This is a genomic window from Aliiroseovarius sediminilitoris, assembly GCF_900109955.1.
Lineage (GTDB): Bacteria > Pseudomonadota > Alphaproteobacteria > Rhodobacterales > Rhodobacteraceae > Aliiroseovarius > Aliiroseovarius sediminilitoris.
In genome coordinates, this window is the sequence record NZ_FOJB01000001.1 from 509,730 (window position 1) to 531,021 (window position 21,292).

The window sequence follows — 21,292 nt, forward strand, 5'->3', positions numbered from 1 at the left end:
TATGTCGAAGATTGGTGTGATGATCTGCGGGCATGGCTCGCGCAGTCAGGACGCGGTGGATCAGTTTGCCGTGCTGGCCGAAAAGCTGCCTGCTTTGCTGCCCAAGGACTGGATGACCGATTATGGCTATCTGGAGTTCGCCAATCCGGTGATCCGCGACGGGCTGGACCGTCTGCGCGAAGCTGGTTGCGACCGCATTCTGGCCGTGCCGGGGATGCTATTTGCCGCGATGCACACCAAGAACGACATTCCGACCGTTCTGAACACCTATGCCAGGAAGCACGGGATCAAGGTCAGCTATGGCCGCGAGCTGGGTGTCGATCCCAAGATGATCGCCGCGGCCGGGGATCGTGTGCGGCAGGCCGTCGATCAGGCCGATGCTGAACACGGCGAGGTGCCGCTGGAAGACACCTGCCTTGTCGTCATCGGACGTGGGGCATCGGACCCGGACGCCAATGGCAACGTCGCCAAAGTGGCGCGTCTGTTGCAGGAAGGCATGGGGTTCGGTTGGTTGGAAGTCGGCTATTCCGGCGTGACGTTCCCTCTGGTCGAACCTTGCCTGAATCACGTCGTGAAACTGGGCTACAGTCGGGTTGTTGTGTTTCCCTATTTCCTGTTCTCGGGCATCCTGATCGACCGGATCTATGGCTTCACAGACAAGGTCGCCGCCGCCCATCCCGAGATCGAGTTCGTGAAGGCGGGGTATCTGAATGATCACCCCAAGGTGTTGGAAACCTTCGCCGAACGCATCACTGAACAGCTTGGCGCCGTCCCGCCGCCCAACTGCGGCACCTGCGGCTATCGCACACAGGTTCTGGCGCTGGACGAGGGCGAAGACCGCACCATTCCGGTGGAAGACCGCGCCAAGCACCCGGCCTATGCCGACGTGCCGCCGCCCACCTGTGTGATGTGCAAATACCGGGTCGAGGTGCTGGGGTTTGAAGCCGAGGTTGGCGCCATTCAGGAAAGCCATCATCACCATGTCGAAGGCCAGGGGGCGTCCGCACCGGGGTCGAACGTGGCCGATTGTTCGTTCTGCGACATGTTCTGCACCGGCGAATGCCGTCTGCATATGGGGCATCACCATCACCACGATCATCATCATGACCACGGTCATGACCATGATCACGACCACCACCACCACCATCATCACGATCATCACCATGATCACGTTCATGCCGAATACCCCCATGCCAAACACCCGCATGGGCCAGAATCAGCCCGTTCGAAATGAGCGAAAACGGCCGCTCGTCGGGCCCCAATGGGGCCACTCCCACGCGCCCCGCGCTCAGGTATGAGCGCGATCCGGCGGCGATCTATTCGCAGTCCTTCGCGACCCTGCGCAAAGAGGCGCGGTTGGATCGGTTTCCCGGTGGCATGGCCGCGCTTGCGACCCGTGTAATCCATGCGAGCGGCATGGTCGAAGTTGCGGATCGTCTGGCCTTTTCCGCGAACGCCTATGAAGCAGGTCACGCCGCCCTTAAGGCCGGTGCGCCCGTTTTTTGCGATTGCGAGATGGTCGGGGCAGGCATCATTCGCCGCTATCTGCCAGCGAAAAACGACGTGATCGTCACGTTGAATGATCCATCTGTGCCGGACCTGGCGAAGTCCATCGGCAACACGCGCTCCGCCGCCGCGGTCGAGCTGTGGCTGGACCGGCTGGATGGTGCGGTGGTCGCCGTGGGGAACGCGCCAACGGCCCTGTTCCACCTGCTTGAACTGATCGATTCAGGCGCACCCAGACCTGCCGTGATCCTCGGCTTCCCGGTCGGGTTCGTGGGGGCTGCGGAAAGCAAGGCGGAACTGGCCAACAACCCGCGTGGCTGCGAATTTGTCGCCCTGCGCGGGCGGCGCGGCGGGTCCGCCATTGCCTCCGCCGCTGTCAACGCGCTGGCCGCCGGATTGCCGGAGGAAAACACATGACGACCCCGTGGCTTCACATCGTCGGCATCGGTGAAGATGGCATCGCGGGGCTGACTCCCGCCACCCGGGCGGTCGTTGACGCTGCTGAAGTGATCGTCGGCGGCACCCGCCACCACGACCTGATAGATGGTGATGCAGAGCGCTTGGCCTGGCCGTCGCCTTTCGACAGTCTGATTGACGAACTGACCCAACGATCCGGCAAGCGCGTGGTTGTGCTGGCTACGGGTGATCCGCTTTGGTATTCGGTCGGGGCAAAAATTGGCCGTCACATTGACCCGGCGCAGATCGTTTATCACCCGCAAGTGGGCGCGTTCCAACTGGCCGCCGCGCGCATGGGCTGGTCGATGGCCGATCTGGAAACGCTGACCGTGCATGGCCGCCCGGTCGAGCAGATGATCGCCTTCATTCAGCCTGATATCCGGCTTCTGATCCTGACCACCGGTGCGGAAACGCCAGGCCAGATCGCGCGCTTTCTGAGCGAACGCGGCTTCGGCAAGTCACGTATGACCGTGCTGGCCCATATGGGTGGCAAGGACGAGGCACGCTTTGATGGTCTGGCAGAAAGCTGGAACCACGAGGTGCCGGAGTTCAACACGCTCGCCGTCGAATGCGTCGCCGCCCCCGATGCGGCCTTGCTGCCGCGTGTGCCGGGGCTGGCGGACAAGCTGTTCCAGAGCGACGGCACCATGACCAAGCAAGAGGTGAGGGCGATCACACTTGCCAAGCTGATGCCGATGCGTGGCGCGCTTTTGTGGGACATCGGCACTGGCTGCGGCTCGATCGCCATCGAATGGATGCGCGGCGCACGCTATGCCCGCGCCATCGGGATCGAACCGCGCGCCGACCGCCGTGCAATGGCCGCCGCGAACGCCTTGGCGCTAGGTGTGCCGAAGCTGGATTTGGTCGAAGGCGAAGTGCCCGCCGCGCTGGACGGTTTGGAAGCGCCCGACGCGATTTTCATCGGCGGTGGGCTGTCGGAACAGGTTTTCGATGCCGCTTGGGCCGAGTTGAAACCCTTGGGGAGACTGGTCGCAAACACCGTCACCATCGAAAGCGAGATGTGCCTGACCGCGCTGCATCAAAAACATGGTGGCCAACTGGTGAAGCTGTCCGTCGAACGCGCAGAGCCTTTGGGTCCGCATTCCGGCTGGAAACCCTTGCGCCCCGTCACCCAGTGGAGCCTGATCAAAAGATGAGCGGAACACTTTATGGTGTGGGTCTTGGGCCGGGCGATCCCGACTTGATGACCCTTAGGGCTGCGCGGCTGATCGGGGCTGCCAAAGTGGTCGCCTTCCCGACGCTGGAAGGCGGTGCCAGTTTTGCCCGCTCTATTGCTGCGCATCTGATCGCCAAGGACGCGGATGAAATCGCGATGGACATTCCGATGACCGTCGAGCGCGCCCCTGCGCAAAAGGCATATGATGCGGGTGCGGCCAAGATCGCCGCACGGCTTGACGCTGGGGACGACGTGGTTGTTCTGTGTGAAGGGGACCCGTTCTTTTATGGCTCGTTCATGTATCTGTTTGCGCGGTTGGCAGATCGGTTCCAGACTGAAATCGTCCCGGGTGTCACATCCGTCACTGCCTGTGCGGCCCGCGCCCGCAGCCCCTTGGTGGCGCGGAACGAGCGGTTGACCGTCTTGCCCGGCCCGCTTCCAGAAGACGAGTTGCGCGCCCGTATCGAAGGGGCCGAAAGCGTTGCCATCATGAAAGTTGGCCGCCACCTGCCCAAGATTCGCGGCGTGATCGAAGCGCTGGGTCTAGTTGACAAAGCCACCTATATCGAGCGTGCTTCACTGCCGGAGGAGGTCGTGCTTCCGCTGGCGGACGCCCCCGAAAAGGCCCCCTATTTCTCGATGATCCTTCTTGCGAAAGGAAATGATCCATGGCTGTGATGCCTGTTGTAATTTGCCTGAACAGGTCGGGTGAAAACCTGGCTCATCGCGTTGCAAACATATTGGGCGCTCAGGTGCATGGACGTGAGGGTCGTGTCAAAAAGGCGGATGCGTTTTTCCCCAACGCGCTGGATCACGTGCGGATGTTGTTTGCCGCAGGCACACCCATCGTGGGTGTCTGTGCTGCCGGGATATTGATCCGCGCCGTTGCCCCCCTTCTGGCCGACAAAACGACCGAACCGCCGGTTGTGTCCGTGGCCGATGATGGGTCGGTCGTGGTGCCGCTTCTGGGCGGGCATCGCGGGGCGAACCGTTTGGCCAGCCGCATCGCGGAAGACATCGGAGCGACCGCTGCCGTCACCACCGCGGGCGATGTGTCGTTGGGTGTTGCGCTGGACGAACCGCCTTTGGGCTATCGCCTTGCCAACCCCGAAGACGCGAAAGAGGCGATGGCGGAACTGCTTTCAGGCCGGGGCGTGTCCATCGTGGGAGAAAACATTTTCGACATTGAAGACACCGGCGGCGCGGTCGAACTGATCGTGACCGAAGCACCGGTTCAGACCGGCCCGACCCGTCTGGCCTATCACCCGCAACGCTTTGCGCTGGGCGTGGGCTGCGCGCGGGGGGCGGACCCGGACGAGCTTTGGCAGAACGTCTCCGCACAGCTTGACGCGGCCAATATCGCGCCGGGCGCGATTGCCTGCGTGACCTCGCTGGACCTGAAGGCGGACGAGCCTGCGATGAACGTTCTGGCCGCGCGTCTGGGGGTGCCCTTCCGCGTCTTCACCGCCGCAGAACTGGAAGCCGAAACCCCACGTCTCGACAACCCGTCCGACGTGGTGTTTGCCGAGGTCGGCTGCCACGGCGTGTCAGAAGGCGCCGCGCTGGCCGCCGCAGGCCCGGATGCCGAACTTGTCGTGCCCAAGGTGAAAACCGCCAACACCACCTGCGCCATTGCGCGAACGCTTGCGCCGATCACCGAAATGCGCGGTCGGTCGCGCGGCAAGCTGTCCATCGTCTCGATCGGCCCCGGTCAGCACACATGGCGCACGCCCGAGGCCAGCCGCTTGTTGCAAGAGGCCGAGGAGCTTGTGGGCTACGGTCTCTATATCGACCTGATCGGCCCGCTGGCCGCAGGTAAAACCCGGTCTGACTTCCCGCTGGGCGGCGAAGAAGATCGCTGCCGCTATGCGTTGGAACAGGCGGGCAAGGGCAAGAACGTCGCGCTGGTCTGTTCGGGTGATGCTGGCATCTATGCGATGGGGGCCTTGGTCTACGAATTGTTGGATCGCGGCCCCGAAGAAAAAGGCGTCAGCGCCGCCGCGCGCCGGGTTGAAGTTGTGTCCACCCCCGGTGTGTCCGCGTTGCAAGGCGCTGCCGCGCGTGCCGGTGCGCCACTTGGTCACGATTTCTGCGCCATATCGCTGTCCGATCTTCTGACACACCGCGAAGACATCGTGAAGCGTTTGCATGCCGCTGCCGAAAGCGATTTCGTCATCGCCTTCTACAACCCCGTATCGAAGAAACGCCGCACCCTGCTGGCCGAGGCGCGCGATATTCTGTTGAAGCACCGCCCGGCAGATACGCCGGTGATGCTGGCATCCAATCTGGGTCGCCCCACGGAACATATCCGCTATCGCAAGCTGTCCGAGCTTGAGGTGGACGAGGTTGATATGCTGACCGTGGTTCTGGTTGGATCGTCAAACTCGCGCCTTGCCCAATTGGGCGAAGGTCCCCGCATGTTCACGCCGCGCGGCTATGCCCGCCGCATTGATGGAGATCTGTCATGACCGTCTATTTCATCGGCGCCGGTCCCGGCGATCCCGAACTTTTGACCCTGAAAGCGCAGCGCATCATCGGCGAATGCCCGGTCTGCCTTTACGCGGGCTCTCTGGTGCCGCCAGAGGTCGTCGCCTGCGCGCCCGAAGGGGCCAAGGTGATGGACACGGCGGCGATGACGCTGGACGACACACATGCCGAGATCAAGGCGGCCCACACGCGCGGTCAGGATGTGGCGCGGGTGCATTCCGGCGATCCCTCGCTGTATGGCGCGATTGCCGAACAGATCCGGCGTCTGAACGCCGACGGGATCGACTATCATGTCATCCCCGGCGTGCCTGCCTATGCGGCTGCCGCTGCGGCCTTGGGGCAGGAACTGACCATCCCCGAGATTGCGCAATCCATCGTGCTGACGCGGATGTCGATGCAGTCCACCTCGATGCCTGAAGGGGAGACGCTTGAGAACTTCGCCAAGACCGGCGCGACGCTCGCCATCCACCTTGCCGTCCGTAACATGCGCGAGATCGAGCGGGTGCTGACCCCCTACTACGGTGCTGATTGTCCCGTCGTCGTGGCCTATCGGGTCGGCTGGCCGGATGAGATGTTCATTCGCGGCACCGTCGCCGATATCCGCAAAAAAGTGCGGGCCGAGAAGATCACCCGCACCGCGCTGATCCTTGTCGGCCCTGCGCTGGATCGTGGGCGAGATTTCAAGGATTCGGCGCTTTATGATCCGGCCAGACCGCATGTGTTGCGCCCTGTGGTCGGTGTCGATCTGGTCGAGGATCACAACACCTGATCCAAACCCGGCAGTTGCGCGTATAACTCCTTAGACGTGGCCCAACACAAGGACAGGGGATGAGCACATCTGAGCCTTCCAATGCGATCTTGCTGTTTCGCGATGATCTGCGGCTGTCGGATCACCCCGCCCTGACCGCTGCGGCGCAGTCCGGCCAGTGCCTGACCTGTGCATTCATTCTGGACCCGAATGCACCCTATCCGCCCGGTGGCGCGCGGCGCTGGTGGCTTCACCACGCCTTGAACGCATTGACCGCGCAACTGGCCGATCTGGGTGGGAAACTGGTGCTGCGCACCGGCGCGACGGCTGATGTTCTGGCCGACCTGCGCAAAGAAACCGGCGCGACCCATATCTATTGGAGCAGACGCTATACGCCCGATGAGATCGCCAGCGACACCGCGTTGAAGGCCGATCTGACTGCCGCAGGCTGCACGGTGCAGAGCCATCCCGGCCGATACCTGTTGGAGCCTTGGCGGGTCACGACAAAATCCGGCACGCCGTTCAAGGTGTTTTCGCCTTTCTGGCGCGCCAGCCGCGATGAAATTCGCGCCGTGGGGCTTGGCGACCCGTTGCCGGTGCCGAAAAACATCACGTTCGCCGATGAAGTCGCTACCGCTTCGCTTGAGGATTTCGACCTGCTGCCGACCGCGCCCAACTGGGCAAAAGGGTTCGAGGCGCTGTGGCACCCCGGCGAAGAGGGCGCGATGGCACGGCTGGACGCGTTTCTGGAAGAGGGCGCGCAAGGCTATGCCAAGGGCCGGGACTTCCCAGCAGAACCGCACACCTCGCGCCTGTCGCCTTACTTGCAGTCCGGCAATATCAGCCCCCGTCAGATTTGGGCGGCGCTCGATCGCGCCGAACATCTGGGCCAGATGTCTGGTCGCGACGCCGAGAAATTCCGCGCAGAGTTGGGCTGGCGTGACTTCGCAGCCTATCTGCTGTTTCACAACCGCGACTTCGAAGATACCGAGTTTCAGCCCAAGTTCCGTAGCTTCCCATGGCGCCATGACACGGACGCCCTGATCGCGTGGCAACGCGGCCAGTCGGGCTATCCCATCGTTGATGCCGGGATGCGCGAGCTTTGGCAGACGGGGTATATGCACAACCGCGTTCGCATGGTGGTCGCGTCCTTTTTGGTGAAGCATCTGCGGATCGACTGGCGCGCCGGGCGCGATTGGTTCTGGGACACGCTGCTGGACGGTGATCTAGCATCGAACGCGGCAAGTTGGCAGTGGGTGGCGGGATGCGGGGCGGATGCAGCCCCCTATTTCCGCGTTTTCAACCCGATGACGCAGGCCGAAAAATTCGACCCGGATGGCGGCTATATCCGTCAGTATGTGCCTGAAATTGCGGCCCTGCCCGACAGATATCTGGCTGCCCCATGGAAGGCCCCTGAAGATGTGCGCGCCAAGGCGGGCGTCGAGATTGGCCGGACCTATCCGGCCCCGATGGTGGATCACGCCACCGCCCGCCGCGCCGCATTGGAGGCGTTTGAAAGCCTGCCCTCGCCGGGTGATGATCTGGTTTGAACGCCGATCAGATTCAAAACCTTCACTTGACCGTTACACTTTCCATGCCATCATGTGTTGGGTTCGGAGGGGAACATGTTGGAATTTTTGCCAAAAGAAGTGCGTGAGGGACTGGAAGCCGCACGTAAGAAGGACCTCAAGAAGAAAAGTAGGCTTCGGATTCGTGTGAATGAAGAAGTCTTTCCGGTGCTCGATTTCTGGGAGGGCGGCTTCGCTCTTGATGCCGAACGAGCGCCCCACCTGCGCGGACTTGTTGACCTGTATGACGGATCACGCCACCTGTATCAGTGCCTGATCATCGCGTCCGAAGAAGACAACGGCCAAATGAGATACGAATTCAAATGGCGGGCCGAAGCCCATGACAAAGCCCCCCTGGATTTTGCGCAGGAAGAAAACGCGCCGGTTGCGCTGATTGAAGGGGAAGGCTGACCGGTCTGCCCTCAGAGGTCAGGGTCTGATCTCGACGAGTGTTCCGATGGGGGTGACGGCCCAAAGCTCTTCTATTTCGGCATTGGACAACGCGATGCTGCCATTGGTCCAGTCCTTTGTGATCGGATCCGGGCTGTTTCGCTTGTTTGGTTGGCCGTGGATGAAAATATCCCCGCCAGAATCACCCCCGTCGGCAATGGTGCGCGCGCGATCCTTGGGCAAGGGGTAGTCGATGCCCAGCGACAAGTGAAACGCACTTTTTTCGTTGCGGCGATCAATCCTGAATATGCCTTCCGGGGTCATGCCATCCCCTTGTAATGCCTTGTCACCTACGGGCGAAAAGCCCAATGCAATCTCATAGGTGCGGACAGCGGTGTCGGCCTGAAACACGATCATCCTGCGGTCTGATTTTTCAATCACGATACGGTCGATCTGGCCGATGATCGGCTCAAGTGTCGTGGGGGGTGCAGGGGGCGTGTAGCGATCCCAAAGGAAGAAGCCCAACACGCCGATAAAGACAAGAAGTGAAAGTCGAGAAAAGAAATGCGCCAAACCGTTCATGGCGCGCGTGTGTGCCAAGCGCGCCTTGTGTTCAAGGAATAACTTGCGGTGAATTTCGCGTTAGGCGGTTCTCTGCCGGTCGAAATGCTATTGTAGGTCGCTGAAAGCCTGCTTCATTCGCGTTACGGCTTCTTCCACCCGCGCGCCTTGTGTGGCGAGGTTGAAACGCTGATACCCATCGCCGCCCGTGCCGAAGCCGGGGCCGGGGCTGACGGCAATGCGTGCGTCGTCGCGGATACGCGCCGCAACCTCTTCATGCGACATGCCGGTACCGGAGAAATTGACCCAGGCCAGATAAGTGGCCTGCAACGGCATCGAGGACACACCCGGAATGCTGTTGATGCCTTCGTCAAACAGGGCTTTGTTTCGCGTCAGGTGGGCGATCTGTTCGTCAACCCACGCCGCCCCTTCAGGCGAATACGCGGCGGTGATCATCGCCAAAGCCAACATGCCGGGTGCATAGTCAAGTTTACTAAGCTGATTGTGCATCTCGGCCCTGAGCCTGCTGTCCGCAATGATCAAGTTGCCGGTGCGCTGACCGGCGATGTTGAAGGTCTTTGACGGTGCAGTTAGTGTCACCAACCGCGATCGTGCGTCAGGTGCCGCGACGGCCATCGGAACGAACGTGTTTCCAGGATAGACCAGATCGTGGTGGACTTCATCTGACACCAGTAACAACCCATTGCGATCTGCAAAATTGGCAACAGCACGCAGTTCATCTTTGGTCCAGACCCGGCCTGATGGGTTCTGTGGCGAACACCAAAGGAGAATCTTTTCGTTGCCTGTCAGGCGCGACTGCGCGTCGTCCAGATCAAGCTCGTACTGGTCCCCGGCCAGGGCCAGCGGACACTCCACCACCTGGCGGTTGTTCTTTCTGATCTTCAGTGCAAACTCATGGTAAACGGGTGTGAAGATCACGATCCCGTCGCCCGGTTCGCTCCAGACGTTCAGGCACAGTGCAATCGCGTTGCCCAAACCCTGACTGGTCAGGACCCAATTCGGGTCGACATCCCAGCCGTGCCGGGTCTTCATCCACCAAGCGACGGCGTTCAGATACTCGGGATATTCCCAGGAATAGCCAAAAACACCATGATCTGCGGCGCGCTTCACCGCGTCAATCACGCAAGGGGCGGTGGGATAGTCGCTGTCAGCGGTCCACATTGCCAACCCGTCTTCGGGAGATACGCCAAACAACTTCTCCATCTTGTCCCACTTGGACGAATGGGTGCCGCGACGGTCGGTGATCTTGTCGAAACTCATTGGGTCTCCTTTCTGGTGGCACGGTAGCGGTTTGGACGTCAGGCGCAAGTCGAGTTGCGCCATGTGTGACAAGAGGTTTCACCGCTTCGCCCTGACGCAACCATTGCGCAGCGCGCGCTCATCCCCTAAATCCTCCGCATGAGTATTAAACCGATCCTTATTCACCCCGATCCACGGCTTAAAAAAGTCGCCGAAGTGGTGCCAGATTTGTCTGACGACCTGCGCCAATTGGCCGACGACATGCTGGAAACTATGTATGACGCGCCGGGCATTGGTCTGGCCGCGCCGCAGGTGGGCGTGCTGACGCGACTGATCGTGATGGACTGCGTGCGTGAGGATGACGAGCCTCCGCAGCCTGTGGTCATGTTCAATCCCGAGGTCATATTGTCCTCGGATGATCTGAACACCTATGAAGAAGGCTGTCTGTCGATCCCCGAGCAATATGCCGAAGTCACCCGCCCCAAAGAGGTTTCGGTCCGCTGGGTCGACCGTGACGGCAACGTGCAGGAGCAGGACTTTGACGGGCTGTGGGCCACTTGCGTGCAGCACGAGATCGACCACCTGAATGGCAAGCTGTTCATCGACTATCTGAAACCGCTGAAACGGCAGATGATCACGCGCAAAATGCAAAAACTGAAACGTGAAATGGCGCGGATGTGACCCATCGCCCGTTTCTGAGATATCCGCACAAATGCCTGCGCACCGCAGCTGATCCGGTGACCGAGGTGACGGATGACACCCGCGCGATATGGGACGAGATGATCGAGGCGATGGACGCCATGCCGGGCGTTGGTCTGGCGGCGCCCCAACTCGGGATTATGCAGCGTTTGGCGGTGGTGGATGCCTCAAACGAACGCGGCAAGGCGGTCAGGATGGCGAACCCGGAGATACTGTATCGGTCCATCGAGTTTCGTGAGCACGAGGAAGCCAGCCCGAACTTGCCCGGTGTTTCGGCGGTGATAAGTCGCCCGCGCGCGGTGACGGTTCGGTTTCTTGACGAAAACGGAGCAGCGCAGGAGCAGGATTTTGTCGGCATCTGGGCCACCTCGGTTCAACACCAGATCGACCATTTGAACGGGCGGATGTATTTCGATCACCTGTCCAAGGTGAAGCGCGATATGCTAATCAAGAAAGCAAGGAAACTGGCGCGATGAGGCTTGTGTTCATGGGCTCGCCCGATTTCTCGGTGCCGGTGCTGGAGGCTCTGGTGGATGCCGGCCACGAGATCGCCGCTGTCTATTGCCAGCCACCACGCCCCGCCGGGCGCGGCAAGAAGGACAGGCCCGGTCCGGTCCATGCCCGGGCCGCGGAACTGGGGCTTCAGGTGCGCCATCCGGTGTCGTTGAAGGATGCCGATGAGCAGGCGGCGTTTGCCGCGTTGAACGCTGACGTTGCGGTGGTCGTGGCCTATGGCCTGATCCTGCCGCAAGCGGTTCTTGATGCGCCCAAGCATGGCTGTCTGAACATCCATGCGTCGCTTCTGCCGCGCTGGCGTGGGGCAGCGCCCATTCATCGCGCGATCATGGCAGGAGATCCGGAAACCGGCGTTTGCATCATGCAGATGGAGGCTGGATTGGACACCGGCCCTGTTCTGCTGCACGAGGTGACACCGATCGGCGCACAGGAAACCACGGCGGAACTGCATGACCGCCTGTCGGCCATCGGTGCACGTCTGATCGTCGAGGCGTTGGGCCGCCTGCCCGATCTGACCCGGGTGCCGCAAGCTGAAGACGGTGTCACCTATGCCCACAAGATCGACAAGGCCGAGGCGCAGATTGACTGGACCCGTCCGGCCGTTGAAGTGGATCGCCTGATCCGCGGGTTGTCGCCATTCCCCGGTGCGAAATGCGATATGGGGGGCGAACAGGTAAAGTTGCTCGCTTCACGTGTCTTGGATGGTTCGGGCAAGCCCGGTCAGGTTCTGGACGGGTTCACCATTGCCTGCGGTGAGGGCGCGGTTGAAATCCATCGCGCCCAACGTCCCGGCAAACGTGCGATGGAAGCCGAGGATTTCCTGCGGGGTTTTGACCTGCCCGACACGGTGAAATAGCTCTTACATTCCGGGGCGAAGCGCCCCATATTTCAGACATGCCGGTAATCATGCTGATCATCTTCGGAGCCGCCGCCGGGTTCTTGGCGACAAGGATCATGAATCTGCGCACCGACGTGCCGACCACCATTGCCATTGGCGTGGCCGGGGCGTTGATCGGAGGGTTTGTCCTGCGGTCCATTGCAATGATTGGTGGTCTGGCCTTTGGTTTTGTAGGCGCGGTCGTGGGTGCCATTCTCCTGATCTGGATTTGGCAGAAGTATAAGGACCGAAAGTAAGGCGTTACGGGCTTAAGGTGCGGCGTTGTTTGGGCGCGAAAAGCCTTGTCTTGAAATGTTTTCTTAATCATTGATTAACCAATCGCCAGCAACCTGACGACTATGGTGCTTCGGTTTTTCATCTGCGTTCTGCCAATGCTTTTTGCGTCCGGCGATCTTGCCCAAGCGGGTGCGTGGCCGCGCGACAAGGGCGGGGCGTTTTTGTCCGGGCAAGCGCGACAGAACGCCGACACGTTGGACGAAGCTCCGGTGATCAGCGTCTATGGTGAATACGGGCTGACGGATCGTTGGACCATTGGTGGCAAGCTGGATTATGCGCTTGCCTCCAATGATATATTGCAAATGAAAGCCTTTGCGCGATGGCATCTGCCAAACAGCGACGAGCCGTGGCAAAAAGCGGTCAGTTTGGCGGTCGAAGGGACCAAGGACGACCCCTACGTCTCGCCTTCGTTCCATTTGGGGCGGGGGATTGAGACCGCGATTGGCCCCGGTTGGCTGGATATAGAGTTGACGACCACTTTGTCCGTCTTGGATGCGCAGATGGACTACAGTGCGTTTGCGCAGATTGGCGTGAAACCAAGTCAGCGCCTGATGACGATGGTCGCCCTGGACGTCACCGGGATCGATGCGGATGCGCAGATCGACCTGATCCCGTCGGTGGCGTGGGAATACAAGCAGGGCAAACACCTACAACTTGAATGGACTTATGCGCTGGATGGTGCGGTTAAGCACGAAGTCGCAGCGGGAATATGGCTTGAGTTCTAGGCTCTATCTGCTCTTGAACGGTTCCATCCCCGCGCGTGCCAGTTCATCAGCGCGTTCGTTTTCGGGGTGGCCGGCATGGCCCTTGACCCATTGCCACGTTACCTGATGACGCGCTTGCGCTTCGTCCAGCCTTTGCCAAAGTTCGACATTCTTCACGGGTTTCCTGGACGAGGTCCGCCACCCGTTCCGCTTCCAGCCATGGATCCAACCGGTGACACCGTTCTTCACATAGGCGCTGTCGGTGATGACCGTGATCGCGCAGGGTTTGCCAAGGGTTTCCAGCGCCATGATGGCAGCCATCAGCTCCATCTGGTTGTTGGTGGTTTCCGACGCGCCACCCTTCAACTCCCGCTCTTTGATCACCGCGCCGTTCTCATGCGCCTGCAACAATGCGCCCCAACCACCCGGACCGGGATTGCCAGAACAGGCGCCGTCGGTGTACGCGACAAACTCAGCCATGGGCTGGACCTGTCAGCGGCTCGTAGCCCGGCAGAGTGCTTGTCCGCTTCAGCCAATCGCGCAGCGCGGGAAAGGGCGACAGATTGAAGCCGCCCCGGTCCTCGGCGGTGTGGGTATAGGCATACAAAGCGATATCCGCGATGGTCGGGGTGTCGCCCGCAAACCAGTCTTGATCGTGAAGCCCGTGCTCCATCAATTCCAAGATACCGTTGCCGGATTCAAGAAGCTGGTCGAGAAGTTCCGGCGTCGCTTCATCCGCAAGATGGGGATAGCACCGCAAGGATGCGCGCACGGCTATGGCCGGTTCATGGCGGTTCTGTTCGAAGAACATCCACGACAGCATACGCGCCTGCGCCAAGGGGTCGTCAGGGATCCACGGTGTGCCGCTGGCCAGATACCACAGGATGGCGTTGCTTTCGCTTAGCACCTCGCCGGTGTCCAGATGCAATGCCGGCACCTTGCCCAGAGGCAGTTTCCCTTCGGTCTTCGCGGCCTGTAGGTCGGGCGATCGGGTTTCACACGGGACGTGATGATATCGCCGACCCAGCAACGACAGGAGCAGCCGCACCTTATAACTGTTGCCGGAACTTGGCATGGAATAGAGGGTCAGCATGTTCGATGTCCTAACGGCGGTGGCAGATCAGGCGGTTTCACGCAGGACGCGGGGCACTTTGAACTCTACGTTCTCTTGTGCGGTTTCGACCCGTTCGACCGTGACGTCAAAGCGGTCGCGGAACGCGTCGATGACTTCGTCTACCAAGACCTGAGGGGCAGACGCCCCGGCGGTCAGGCCGACCGTTCGAATGCCATCGATGGCGCGCCAGTCAATCTCGGTTGCGCGCTGCACCAGCATGGCATAGGCGCAGCCATTGGCGCGCGCCACTTCGACCAACCGGCGCGAGTTGGAGCTGTTGGGCGCACCGATCACCAGAAGCGCATCGACCTTGGGCGCGACCGCTTTCACAGCTTCTTGCCGGTTGGTGGTCGCGTAGCAGATGTCTTCTTTATGTGGGCCGATGATCTTTGGGAACCGGGTGCGCAAAGCCTTGACCACAGCGGCGGTATCATCGACCGACAGGGTGGTCTGGGTGATATAGGCAAGCTGTTCGGGGTCGCGCGGGGTCAGGGTGGCGACATCGTCGGTAGTTTCGACCAACAGCACTTCGCCTTCAGGCAATTGCCCCATCGTTCCGATGGTTTCCGGGTGGCCTGCATGGCCGATCATCACCATTTGCAGGCCGTTCTGGTGGTGCCGCTCGGCCTCGATATGCACTTTCGAGACAAGCGGGCAGGTGGCGTCGACATAGACCATCTCGCGACGGCTGGCTTCGGCGGGCACGGCCTTCGCGACACCATGGGCCGAGAAGATGACGGGGCGGTCATCGGGCACCTCGTCCAGGTCCTCGACAAAGATGGCGCCCTTGGCGCGCAGCCCATCGACCACGAATTTGTTATGCACAATTTCGTGGCGCACGTAGATCGGCGGCCCCCATTTCTCGATCGCCATTTCGACGATCTTGATGGCGCGATCCACCCCGGCACAAAACCCGTTGGGCGCGGCAAGATAAAGTGTAAGAGCAGGCTTGGTCATGGCATCCTCCGATGCGGGGAGGGGTACGCATTTTATGCGCCAAGGTCCAGTCGGAAGCGGTGCCGGACACGGAAATGTAAAAGGCCGGAGCAATCCCCGGCCTTCGCTGCCCCTGATCAGACGGTGGGATCAGTCCTCGGTCCGCTCGGGTCGGTCAAACTCGCGTGGCGGACGCCCAATCACATCTTTCAGCTCTTCCAGCTCGATAAAATTATCGGCTTGGCGGCGTAATTCATCGGCGATCATCGGGGGTTGGCTGCGGATCGTGGACACGACCGACACACGCACGCCCTGACGTTGCAGCGCCTCGATCAGAGGGCGGAAATCGCCGTCACCCGAAAACAGAACAGCATGGTCAATATGCGGCGCGAGCTCCAGCGCGTCCACGGCCAGTTCGATATCCATGTTGCCTTTGACCTTCCGCCGCCCCATCGAGTCGGTGTATTCCTTGGCTGGCTTGGTCACCATCGAGAAGCCGTTGTAGTTCAGCCAATCCACCAGCGGGCGGATCGGAGAATACTCCTCATTTTCCAGAAGGGCTGTGTAGTAGAACGCGCGGAGCAGTTTGCCCCGGCGCATGAATTCTTGGCGAAGTAGCTTGTAGTCGATGTCAAATCCCAGCGATTTGGCGGCCGCATAGAGGTTTGAACCATCGATGAACAGCGCGAGCCGTTCGTCCCGGTAGAACATAATATTTCCTTTCCAATTCGCTTCGCCGAATAATCCCGTGAGTGGTAAATGTGAAATCAATCAACGAAGAAACATATCTTGCAATCTAGGGAAACAATACGGTGCCGCAAGCAATTAATTCGCGTATAACCTGTCCAAAAGTGCTGGTTTCATTAGGAAGTAACGCGACGTCAAGGCGGCGAGAGTCGGCAAAAATCTTACGCGATGCGGTTGAACATCTGGCGGCACAAGGATTTAGAATCACCAGAGTCAGCCGGTATTATAGCACGCCTTGCTTTCCGGCTGGTGCCGGCCCCGATTTCGTGAATGCGGCGCTTGGGATCGACACAGATTTACCGCCCGACGAAATACTGTCCGCACTGCATCAGGTCGAAGCCGGTTTCGGTCGCGAACGGCCATCACGCTGGGCGCCACGCACATTGGACCTGGATCTGATAGCCTGTGGTGGCATTATTCTGCCCAGCAAATCTGTTCTAGCACACTGGATGAACTTGCCACTGGACGACCAGAAAACCCGGGCACCAGATCAGTTGATCCTACCGCATCCACGTATGCATGAACGCGCCTTTGTGCTGATTCCCCTTGCCGATGTTGCCCCGGACTGGCACCACCCGATAACGGGCAAGACTGTGCAACAGATGGCCGATGAATTGCCAGATGAAGAAAAAAAGGGTGTTTTGCCGTATTCGCACCCGTAATGCGGGCCTGTTTTTGCTTGTAACCCGCTTGCAACGGCCCTAGATAGGCGGTTCACATCCCCTTGCAAGGAATGGAGATTGATCATGGCCCGCGTGACGGTTGAAGATTGCGTAGATAAAGTCCCGAACAGGTTTGAGCTTGTAATGCTCGCCTCGCATCGCGCCCGCGAAATTTCGGCTGGGGGCCAGATCACTGTCGATCGCGACAATGACAAGAACCCTGTCGTGGCCTTGCGTGAGATTGCGGATGAAACGCAAACCGCCGATGAACTGCGCGAGCGTATGATCGAGAGCCATCAGACTCAGATCGAAGTTGATGAGCCGGAAGAAGACAGCATGGCCCTGCTGATGGGTGCGGAAGCTGCTGACAAGCCCGCCGAGGACGATCTGTCGGAAGAAAAACTTCTGCGCGCATTGATGGAAGCGCAAGGTCAGGGCTAAACGGATCTAAGATCCCCGCGGGGTGGCGGACCGGATGAACGACCTTCCAGATCTTGACCTTGATCTTGATGGGCTGATCGAACGGATCCGCCGCTATAACCCCAAATCCAATCACGAACTGATCCGCGCGGCGTATGAATACGGCGCGCGTATGCATGATGGCCAGACCCGCCATTCAGGCGAGCCATACTTCACACACCCGTTTGCTGTCGCTGAAATTCTGGCGGATATGCAACTGGATGATGCCACGATCATCACCGCTCTGCTGCATGACACGATTGAAGACACCCGGTCGACCTATTCCGAAGTGACCAAGATCTTCGGGGCAGAAGTGGCAGAACTGGTCGATGGCGTGACCAAGCTGACCAATCTTCAACTCAGTTCGTCCGAGACCAAGCAGGCGGAGAATTTTCGCAAGCTGTTCATGGCCATGTCCAAGGATTTGCGGGTGATTCTGGTGAAGTTGGCCGACCGGCTGCACAACATGCGCACGATCCGCGCCATGCGGCCGGACAAGCAGGTTCAAAAATCGCGTGAAACCATGGATATCTATGCCCCGCTGGCTGGTCGCATGGGGATGCAGTGGATGCGCGAAGAACTGGAAGACCTTGCCTTCCATGTTCTGAACCCTGAAGGCCGCAACTCGATCATGCGGCGCTTCCTGCGGCTTCAGAAGGAAAGCGGCGATGTGATCGAAAAGATCACCGGCGATATCCGGCTGGAACTGGACAGGGCTAAGATCAGCGCCGAAGTCTTCGGGCGCGCCAAGAAACCATTTTCGATCTGGCGCAAGATGCAAGAGAAGAATCAGAGCTTCTCGCGCCTGTCGGACACTTATGGGTTTCGCATCATCACCGACAGCGAAGCGGATTGTTACCGCGTTCTGGGGGTGATTCACCAACGCTGGCGCGCCATTCCGGGTCGGTTCAAGGATTACATCAGCCAGCCGAAATCCAACGGATATCGGTCGATTCACACGACCGTTTCGGGTCGTGACGGAAAGCGCGTTGAAGTGCAGATCCGCACCCATGCGATGAATGACGTGGCCGAAGCGGGGGTTGCGGCGCATTGGTCTTATAAAGACGGGGTGCGCGCCGAGAACCCATTCGCGGTTGATCCGGCCAAGTGGATTTCATCGCTGACCGAACGGTTTGAAGCAGCGGAAGATCACGACGAGTTTCTTGAGCATGTGAAGCTCGAAATGTATCAAGACCAGGTGTTCTGTTTCACCCCGAAAGGCGAGGTGGTGAAGCTGCCGCGTGGCGCCACGCCGTTGGATTTCGCTTATGCAATCCACACGCGGATCGGGGACAGCTGTGTGGGGGCCAAGGTCGATGGCATTCGGGTCCCACTTTGGACCCGGATCAAGAATGGCCAATCGGTCGAAATCATGACCGCCGAAGGGCAAAGCCCGCAAGCCACCTGGATTGACATCGTTGTAACGGGCCGTGCCAAGGCCGCCATTCGTAAAAGCCTGCGCAGCGTGGATCGTGAACGCTTTGTGCGACTGGGGCGCGAACTTGCGCGCGTGGCATTTGAACATGTCGGTCGCAAAGCGACAGACAAGGCGCTGGCGACCGCTGCCAAGCAACTGCGTCTGGACAATGTCGAAGAGCTGTTGGCACGTTTGGGTTCTGCCGAATTGCAGGCGCGCGATGTCGTCGCAGCCCTGTACCCCGAAAGCGTTGAGGCCGAAGCCGAGGTCGATGGTGATTCGGTGGTTGTTGGACTTGAAACCGGGCAGGACTTCGCCCGCGCGCAATGTTGTCAGCCCGTGCCGGGGGAACGCATTGTCGGGATCACCTATCGCGGAAAGGGCGTCATGGTGCACACCATCGACTGCGACGCGCTTGCTGATGTGGCCGAGGACAGTTCCCGCTGGGTCGATTTACATTGGCATTCCGGGCAGCACCCGGCCATTCATACGGTCAGCATAGATATGACCATTTCAAACGACGCGGGGGTTTTGGGCCGGATCTGCTCCTTGATTGGTGAGCAGAAGGCCAATATCTCGGATTTGAAGTTTCTGGATCGGAAACCTGATTTCTACCGCCTACTTGTTGATGTAGATTTGCGCGATATTGAACATTTGCACGCCATTATGCTGACATTGGAAGCAGATAGTGATGTTGCCGATGTTCACCGACACAGGGACATCGCCCGCAAACCGTAACCCGCCAATTTTGGCCGAAAGGGACCATCCGTGTTCAAAAGAAATCCGCGCTCATACCTGCGTATCATTGCGGAATTCTTCTATCCACGGGGCGGATGGTATCGGGCGTCGCAATACGTGATACACCGCATTCGGCGCCTGCCCGACCCGGCGCACAGGATTTCGCGCGGGATTGCAGCCGGTATCTTTGCCTCGTTCACGCCGTTTTTCGGACTGCATTTTCTGACGGCCGCGATCCTGTCGTGGATCATACGCGGCAATGTGCTGGCGTCATTGCTGGCGACTTTTGTCGGCAATCCGTTGACCTTCCCGTTGATCGCCGAACTTTCCGTCAATCTGGGAAATGCAATTCTGGGCCAGTCCACAAATGTACATCTGCCCGAGATCGCGGCACAGTTTGCGGCGGCCACGTCTGACTTCTGGATGAATATGAAAGCGCCGTTTACCGATCACGTTGTTGATTGGTCGCGCTTGTCAGCGTTTTTTCATCGCGTGTTCCTGCCCTATCTGGTCGGCAGCATCATACCGGGCATCGTGGCTGGCGCCATCGGTTATGCAGTGTCAAACCCCGTGATCCACGCCTATCAGCGTCGTCGCATAAAAAAGCTGAAGGAGCGGTATGAAAAACGTCTGAAAGCCGCACGAGACAAGGCTGGCGAAGCCCGGGAAAAACCGTAAGACTTGGCGCGGTAGACGATTGTATTGAACGGAGGTGCGCGACATGGCCAACCAGATCAAAAAGCTGCGCCTGGGTGTGAATATTGACCACGTCGCAACGGTGCGAAACGCGCGAGGTTCGGCCTATCCTGACCCGGTGCGCGCCGCGCTTCTGGCCGAACAGGCCGGGGCTGATGGTATCACCGCGCATCTGCGCGAAGATCGGCGGCATATTCTGGACGGCGATATTGATCGCTTGATGGAAAAGCTGTCCGTGCCACTGAATTTCGAATGTGCCGCGACTGACGAGATGCTGGACATCGCGTTGCGGCACAAACCCCATGCAGTCTGCCTTGTGCCTGAAAAGCGCGAAGAGTTGACAACAGAAGGCGGGCTTGAGGTCGCGCGGCAGGACACCCGGCTTGCCGAATACATTGCGCCGCTGCGGGATGCCGGGTGCCGCGTGTCACTGTTCATCGCGGCTGACCCGGTGCAGATCGAAGCCTCGGCGCGGGTGGGGGCAGCGGTGGTTGAGTTGCACACAGGTGCTTATTGCGACCTGCATGCCGAAGGTCGGCTTGATGAACGCGATGCCGAGCTTGCGCGACTGCGAAAAGGGGCCGCGCTGGCCCATTCGCTGGGGCTTGAGGTGCACGCGGGGCACGGTCTGACCTATGACACTGTGAAACCCATCGCTTCGATGCCCGAAGTGGTCGAGCTGAACATCGGGCATTTCCTGATTGGCGAAGCAATATTCCGTGGCCTTCCGGATGCGATGGCCGAGATGCGCGGTCTGATGGATGAGGCGCGCGGATGACGCTGCCGCCGCGCCCACATCGGAGGTCCGAATGATCCTTGGCATCGGCACCGATCTTGCGAATATCGACCGAATTGCCGTGACGCTTGAACGCTTCGGTGATCGGTTCCGCAATCGCGTATTCACCAAAGTCGAGCTTGCCAAAGCCGCCCGCCGCCGCGACGAGGCCGGAACATTGGCCAAACGCTGGGCGGCGAAGGAAGCCTGCTCAAAAGCCTTGGGCACCGGGCTTGCGATGGGGATAAGCTGGCGCGACATGGCGGTCAGCAACCTGCGCACGGGCCAACCTGTGATGGCGGTCACTGGCTGGGCCGCCGACCGACTTTCCGAGATGACACCAGAGGGGCACGAGGCGATCATTCACGTCACGCTGACAGATGATCACCCTTGGGCGCAGGCCTTTGTGGTGATCGAAGCGCGACCGGTTGAAAAGCGGCAAGCATAGCGCGGCGACGCCCCTCAAAACTTGACACTTCCTCCGCATCCGCTCATATCGCCA

At 59.9% G+C, this 21,292-nt stretch carries 25 protein-coding genes; 19 read left to right on the forward strand and 6 right to left on the reverse strand.

All coding sequences use genetic code 11. The features are described 5' to 3' along the window. Window position 1 precedes the first annotated feature (1 nt). The 8 genes from BMY55_RS02485 to BMY55_RS02520 all read left to right on the forward strand — a co-directional run bounded on the left by BMY55_RS02485 (window position 2) and on the right by BMY55_RS02520 (window position 8,353). Window positions 2-1,234 (forward strand): sirohydrochlorin chelatase, encoded by a 1,233-nt coding sequence (locus BMY55_RS02485; RefSeq protein WP_091428016.1) that lies wholly within the window; start codon window positions 2-4, stop codon window positions 1,232-1,234. Beyond that, the gene (locus BMY55_RS02490; RefSeq protein WP_091428018.1) at window positions 1,231-1,923 is read left to right on the forward strand and encodes a precorrin-8X methylmutase; all 693 of its coding nucleotides are present in this window, start codon (window positions 1,231-1,233) and stop codon (window positions 1,921-1,923) included. The genes BMY55_RS02485 and BMY55_RS02490 overlap by 4 nt, the downstream gene beginning before the upstream one ends. Then, the gene (cbiE, locus tag BMY55_RS02495; protein ID WP_091428020.1) at window positions 1,920-3,119 is read left to right on the forward strand and encodes a precorrin-6y C5,15-methyltransferase (decarboxylating) subunit CbiE; all 1,200 of its coding nucleotides are present in this window, start codon (window positions 1,920-1,922) and stop codon (window positions 3,117-3,119) included. The genes BMY55_RS02490 and cbiE overlap by 4 nt, the downstream gene beginning before the upstream one ends. Beyond that, the gene (gene cobI, locus BMY55_RS02500) at window positions 3,116-3,817 is read left to right on the forward strand and encodes a precorrin-2 C(20)-methyltransferase (protein ID WP_091428022.1); all 702 of its coding nucleotides are present in this window, start codon (window positions 3,116-3,118) and stop codon (window positions 3,815-3,817) included. Before cbiE ends, cobI begins: the two co-directional genes overlap by 4 nt. Next, entirely contained in the window at window positions 3,808-5,607 is a 1,800-nt protein-coding gene (gene cobJ / locus BMY55_RS02505) for a precorrin-3B C(17)-methyltransferase (protein WP_091428024.1), read from the forward strand. The genes cobI and cobJ overlap by 10 nt, the downstream gene beginning before the upstream one ends. Beyond that, entirely contained in the window at window positions 5,604-6,395 is a 792-nt protein-coding gene (cobM, locus tag BMY55_RS02510) for a precorrin-4 C(11)-methyltransferase (protein WP_091428026.1), read from the forward strand. The genes cobJ and cobM overlap by 4 nt, the downstream gene beginning before the upstream one ends. A 59-nt stretch (window positions 6,396-6,454) precedes the next feature. Then, window positions 6,455-7,924 (forward strand): cryptochrome/photolyase family protein, encoded by a 1,470-nt coding sequence (locus tag BMY55_RS02515; RefSeq protein ID WP_091428028.1) that lies wholly within the window; start codon window positions 6,455-6,457, stop codon window positions 7,922-7,924. Between the two features lie 75 nt (window positions 7,925-7,999). After that, the gene (locus BMY55_RS02520) at window positions 8,000-8,353 is read left to right on the forward strand and encodes a hypothetical protein (RefSeq protein WP_091428030.1); all 354 of its coding nucleotides are present in this window, start codon (window positions 8,000-8,002) and stop codon (window positions 8,351-8,353) included. An 18-nt stretch (window positions 8,354-8,371) separates the two neighbouring features. Here BMY55_RS02520 and BMY55_RS02525 read toward each other — a convergent pair whose 3' ends face one another. After that, window positions 8,372-8,914 carry a L,D-transpeptidase family protein gene (locus BMY55_RS02525; RefSeq protein WP_091428032.1) on the reverse strand — a complete coding sequence of 181 codons (543 nt, stop codon included), beginning with the start codon at window positions 8,912-8,914 and terminating at the stop codon, window positions 8,372-8,374. An 87-nt stretch (window positions 8,915-9,001) separates the two neighbouring features. Then, entirely contained in the window at window positions 9,002-10,174 is a 1,173-nt protein-coding gene (locus tag BMY55_RS02530; protein WP_091428034.1) for a MalY/PatB family protein, read from the reverse strand. A gap of 138 nt (window positions 10,175-10,312) precedes the next feature. Here BMY55_RS02530 and def (BMY55_RS02535) point away from each other — a divergent pair, with 138 nt between their 5' ends. The 5 genes from def (BMY55_RS02535) to BMY55_RS02555 all read left to right on the forward strand — a co-directional run bounded on the left by def (BMY55_RS02535) (window position 10,313) and on the right by BMY55_RS02555 (window position 13,267). Beyond that, the gene (def, locus tag BMY55_RS02535) at window positions 10,313-10,834 is read left to right on the forward strand and encodes a peptide deformylase (protein ID WP_091428035.1); all 522 of its coding nucleotides are present in this window, start codon (window positions 10,313-10,315) and stop codon (window positions 10,832-10,834) included. Further along, complete coding sequence (gene def, locus BMY55_RS02540) at window positions 10,831-11,328, forward strand: peptide deformylase (RefSeq protein ID WP_091428037.1); 498 nt, start codon at window positions 10,831-10,833, stop codon at window positions 11,326-11,328. Before def (BMY55_RS02535) ends, def (BMY55_RS02540) begins: the two co-directional genes overlap by 4 nt. Continuing rightward, window positions 11,325-12,224: a methionyl-tRNA formyltransferase gene (fmt, locus tag BMY55_RS02545; protein WP_091428039.1), complete on the forward strand. Its 900-nt coding sequence runs from the start codon at window positions 11,325-11,327 to the stop codon at window positions 12,222-12,224. The genes def (BMY55_RS02540) and fmt overlap by 4 nt, the downstream gene beginning before the upstream one ends. Before the next feature lie 38 nt (window positions 12,225-12,262). Then, window positions 12,263-12,502: a GlsB/YeaQ/YmgE family stress response membrane protein gene (locus BMY55_RS02550; protein ID WP_091428041.1), complete on the forward strand. Its 240-nt coding sequence runs from the start codon at window positions 12,263-12,265 to the stop codon at window positions 12,500-12,502. 105 nt (window positions 12,503-12,607) lie between these two features. After that, window positions 12,608-13,267 carry a porin family protein gene (locus BMY55_RS02555; RefSeq protein WP_143064271.1) on the forward strand — a complete coding sequence of 220 codons (660 nt, stop codon included), beginning with the start codon at window positions 12,608-12,610 and terminating at the stop codon, window positions 13,265-13,267. A gap of 3 nt (window positions 13,268-13,270) precedes the next feature. On the opposite strand, the gene rnhA is transcribed toward BMY55_RS02555, so the two are convergent. The 4 genes from rnhA to BMY55_RS02575 form a co-directional block, all read right to left on the reverse strand. Further along, window positions 13,271-13,726: a ribonuclease HI gene (gene rnhA / locus BMY55_RS02560; protein ID WP_091428044.1), complete on the reverse strand. Its 456-nt coding sequence runs from the start codon at window positions 13,724-13,726 to the stop codon at window positions 13,271-13,273. Beyond that, window positions 13,719-14,339, reverse strand: a complete 621-nt coding sequence (locus tag BMY55_RS02565; protein WP_091428046.1) for a glutathione S-transferase family protein — start codon at window positions 14,337-14,339, stop codon at window positions 13,719-13,721. The genes rnhA and BMY55_RS02565 overlap by 8 nt, the downstream gene beginning before the upstream one ends. Before the next feature lie 27 nt (window positions 14,340-14,366). Then, window positions 14,367-15,317, reverse strand: a complete 951-nt coding sequence (gene ispH / locus BMY55_RS02570) for a 4-hydroxy-3-methylbut-2-enyl diphosphate reductase (RefSeq protein ID WP_091428048.1) — start codon at window positions 15,315-15,317, stop codon at window positions 14,367-14,369. 129 nt (window positions 15,318-15,446) lie between these two features. Beyond that, window positions 15,447-16,007: a LabA-like NYN domain-containing protein gene (locus tag BMY55_RS02575; protein WP_091428050.1), complete on the reverse strand. Its 561-nt coding sequence runs from the start codon at window positions 16,005-16,007 to the stop codon at window positions 15,447-15,449. Window positions 16,008-16,108: 101 nt separating this feature from the next. Here BMY55_RS02575 and folK point away from each other — a divergent pair, with 101 nt between their 5' ends. The 6 genes from folK to acpS all read left to right on the forward strand — a co-directional run bounded on the left by folK (window position 16,109) and on the right by acpS (window position 21,238). Then, window positions 16,109-16,705, forward strand: coding sequence for a 2-amino-4-hydroxy-6-hydroxymethyldihydropteridine diphosphokinase (gene folK / locus BMY55_RS02580; RefSeq protein WP_245744630.1), 597 nt, complete (start codon window positions 16,109-16,111; stop codon window positions 16,703-16,705). Window positions 16,706-16,789: 84 nt separating this feature from the next. Beyond that, the gene (gene rpoZ / locus BMY55_RS02585) at window positions 16,790-17,146 is read left to right on the forward strand and encodes a DNA-directed RNA polymerase subunit omega (protein ID WP_091428052.1); all 357 of its coding nucleotides are present in this window, start codon (window positions 16,790-16,792) and stop codon (window positions 17,144-17,146) included. A gap of 34 nt (window positions 17,147-17,180) precedes the next feature. Further along, window positions 17,181-19,319: a RelA/SpoT family protein gene (locus BMY55_RS02590; RefSeq protein WP_091428053.1), complete on the forward strand. Its 2,139-nt coding sequence runs from the start codon at window positions 17,181-17,183 to the stop codon at window positions 19,317-19,319. Window positions 19,320-19,349: 30 nt separating this feature from the next. Beyond that, window positions 19,350-19,997 carry a DUF2062 domain-containing protein gene (locus BMY55_RS02595; RefSeq protein ID WP_091428055.1) on the forward strand — a complete coding sequence of 216 codons (648 nt, stop codon included), beginning with the start codon at window positions 19,350-19,352 and terminating at the stop codon, window positions 19,995-19,997. Between the two features lie 43 nt (window positions 19,998-20,040). Then, complete coding sequence (locus BMY55_RS02600) at window positions 20,041-20,793, forward strand: pyridoxine 5'-phosphate synthase (protein WP_091428057.1); 753 nt, start codon at window positions 20,041-20,043, stop codon at window positions 20,791-20,793. A gap of 31 nt (window positions 20,794-20,824) precedes the next feature. Next, a complete protein-coding gene (gene acpS, locus BMY55_RS02605; RefSeq protein ID WP_091431947.1) occupies window positions 20,825-21,238 on the forward strand; it encodes a holo-ACP synthase in 414 nt (137 codons plus the stop codon). The last annotated feature ends 54 nt before the right edge of the window (window positions 21,239-21,292 follow it).

Coding starts and splice junctions, on each gene's coding strand:
- BMY55_RS02485 (WP_091428016.1), top strand. CDS start 2: ATGTCGAAGATTGGTGTGATGATCTGCGGGCATGGCTCGCGCAGTCAG.
- BMY55_RS02490 (WP_091428018.1), top strand. CDS start 1,231: ATGAGCGAAAACGGCCGCTCGTCGGGCCCCAATGGGGCCACTCCCACG.
- cbiE (WP_091428020.1), top strand. CDS start 1,920: ATGACGACCCCGTGGCTTCACATCGTCGGCATCGGTGAAGATGGCATC.
- cobI (WP_091428022.1), top strand. CDS start 3,116: ATGAGCGGAACACTTTATGGTGTGGGTCTTGGGCCGGGCGATCCCGAC.
- cobJ (WP_091428024.1), top strand. CDS start 3,808: ATGGCTGTGATGCCTGTTGTAATTTGCCTGAACAGGTCGGGTGAAAAC.
- cobM (WP_091428026.1), top strand. CDS start 5,604: ATGACCGTCTATTTCATCGGCGCCGGTCCCGGCGATCCCGAACTTTTG.
- BMY55_RS02515 (WP_091428028.1), top strand. CDS start 6,455: ATGAGCACATCTGAGCCTTCCAATGCGATCTTGCTGTTTCGCGATGAT.
- BMY55_RS02520 (WP_091428030.1), top strand. CDS start 8,000: ATGTTGGAATTTTTGCCAAAAGAAGTGCGTGAGGGACTGGAAGCCGCA.
- BMY55_RS02525 (WP_091428032.1), bottom strand. CDS start 8,914: ATGAACGGTTTGGCGCATTTCTTTTCTCGACTTTCACTTCTTGTCTTT.
- BMY55_RS02530 (WP_091428034.1), bottom strand. CDS start 10,174: ATGAGTTTCGACAAGATCACCGACCGTCGCGGCACCCATTCGTCCAAG.
- def (WP_091428035.1), top strand. CDS start 10,313: ATGAGTATTAAACCGATCCTTATTCACCCCGATCCACGGCTTAAAAAA.
- fmt (WP_091428039.1), top strand. CDS start 11,325: ATGAGGCTTGTGTTCATGGGCTCGCCCGATTTCTCGGTGCCGGTGCTG.
- BMY55_RS02550 (WP_091428041.1), top strand. CDS start 12,263: ATGCCGGTAATCATGCTGATCATCTTCGGAGCCGCCGCCGGGTTCTTG.
- rnhA (WP_091428044.1), bottom strand. CDS start 13,726: ATGGCTGAGTTTGTCGCGTACACCGACGGCGCCTGTTCTGGCAATCCC.
- BMY55_RS02565 (WP_091428046.1), bottom strand. CDS start 14,339: ATGCTGACCCTCTATTCCATGCCAAGTTCCGGCAACAGTTATAAGGTG.
- ispH (WP_091428048.1), bottom strand. CDS start 15,317: ATGACCAAGCCTGCTCTTACACTTTATCTTGCCGCGCCCAACGGGTTT.
- BMY55_RS02575 (WP_091428050.1), bottom strand. CDS start 16,007: ATGTTCTACCGGGACGAACGGCTCGCGCTGTTCATCGATGGTTCAAAC.
- rpoZ (WP_091428052.1), top strand. CDS start 16,790: ATGGCCCGCGTGACGGTTGAAGATTGCGTAGATAAAGTCCCGAACAGG.
- BMY55_RS02590 (WP_091428053.1), top strand. CDS start 17,181: ATGAACGACCTTCCAGATCTTGACCTTGATCTTGATGGGCTGATCGAA.
- BMY55_RS02600 (WP_091428057.1), top strand. CDS start 20,041: ATGGCCAACCAGATCAAAAAGCTGCGCCTGGGTGTGAATATTGACCAC.
- acpS (WP_091431947.1), top strand. CDS start 20,825: ATGATCCTTGGCATCGGCACCGATCTTGCGAATATCGACCGAATTGCC.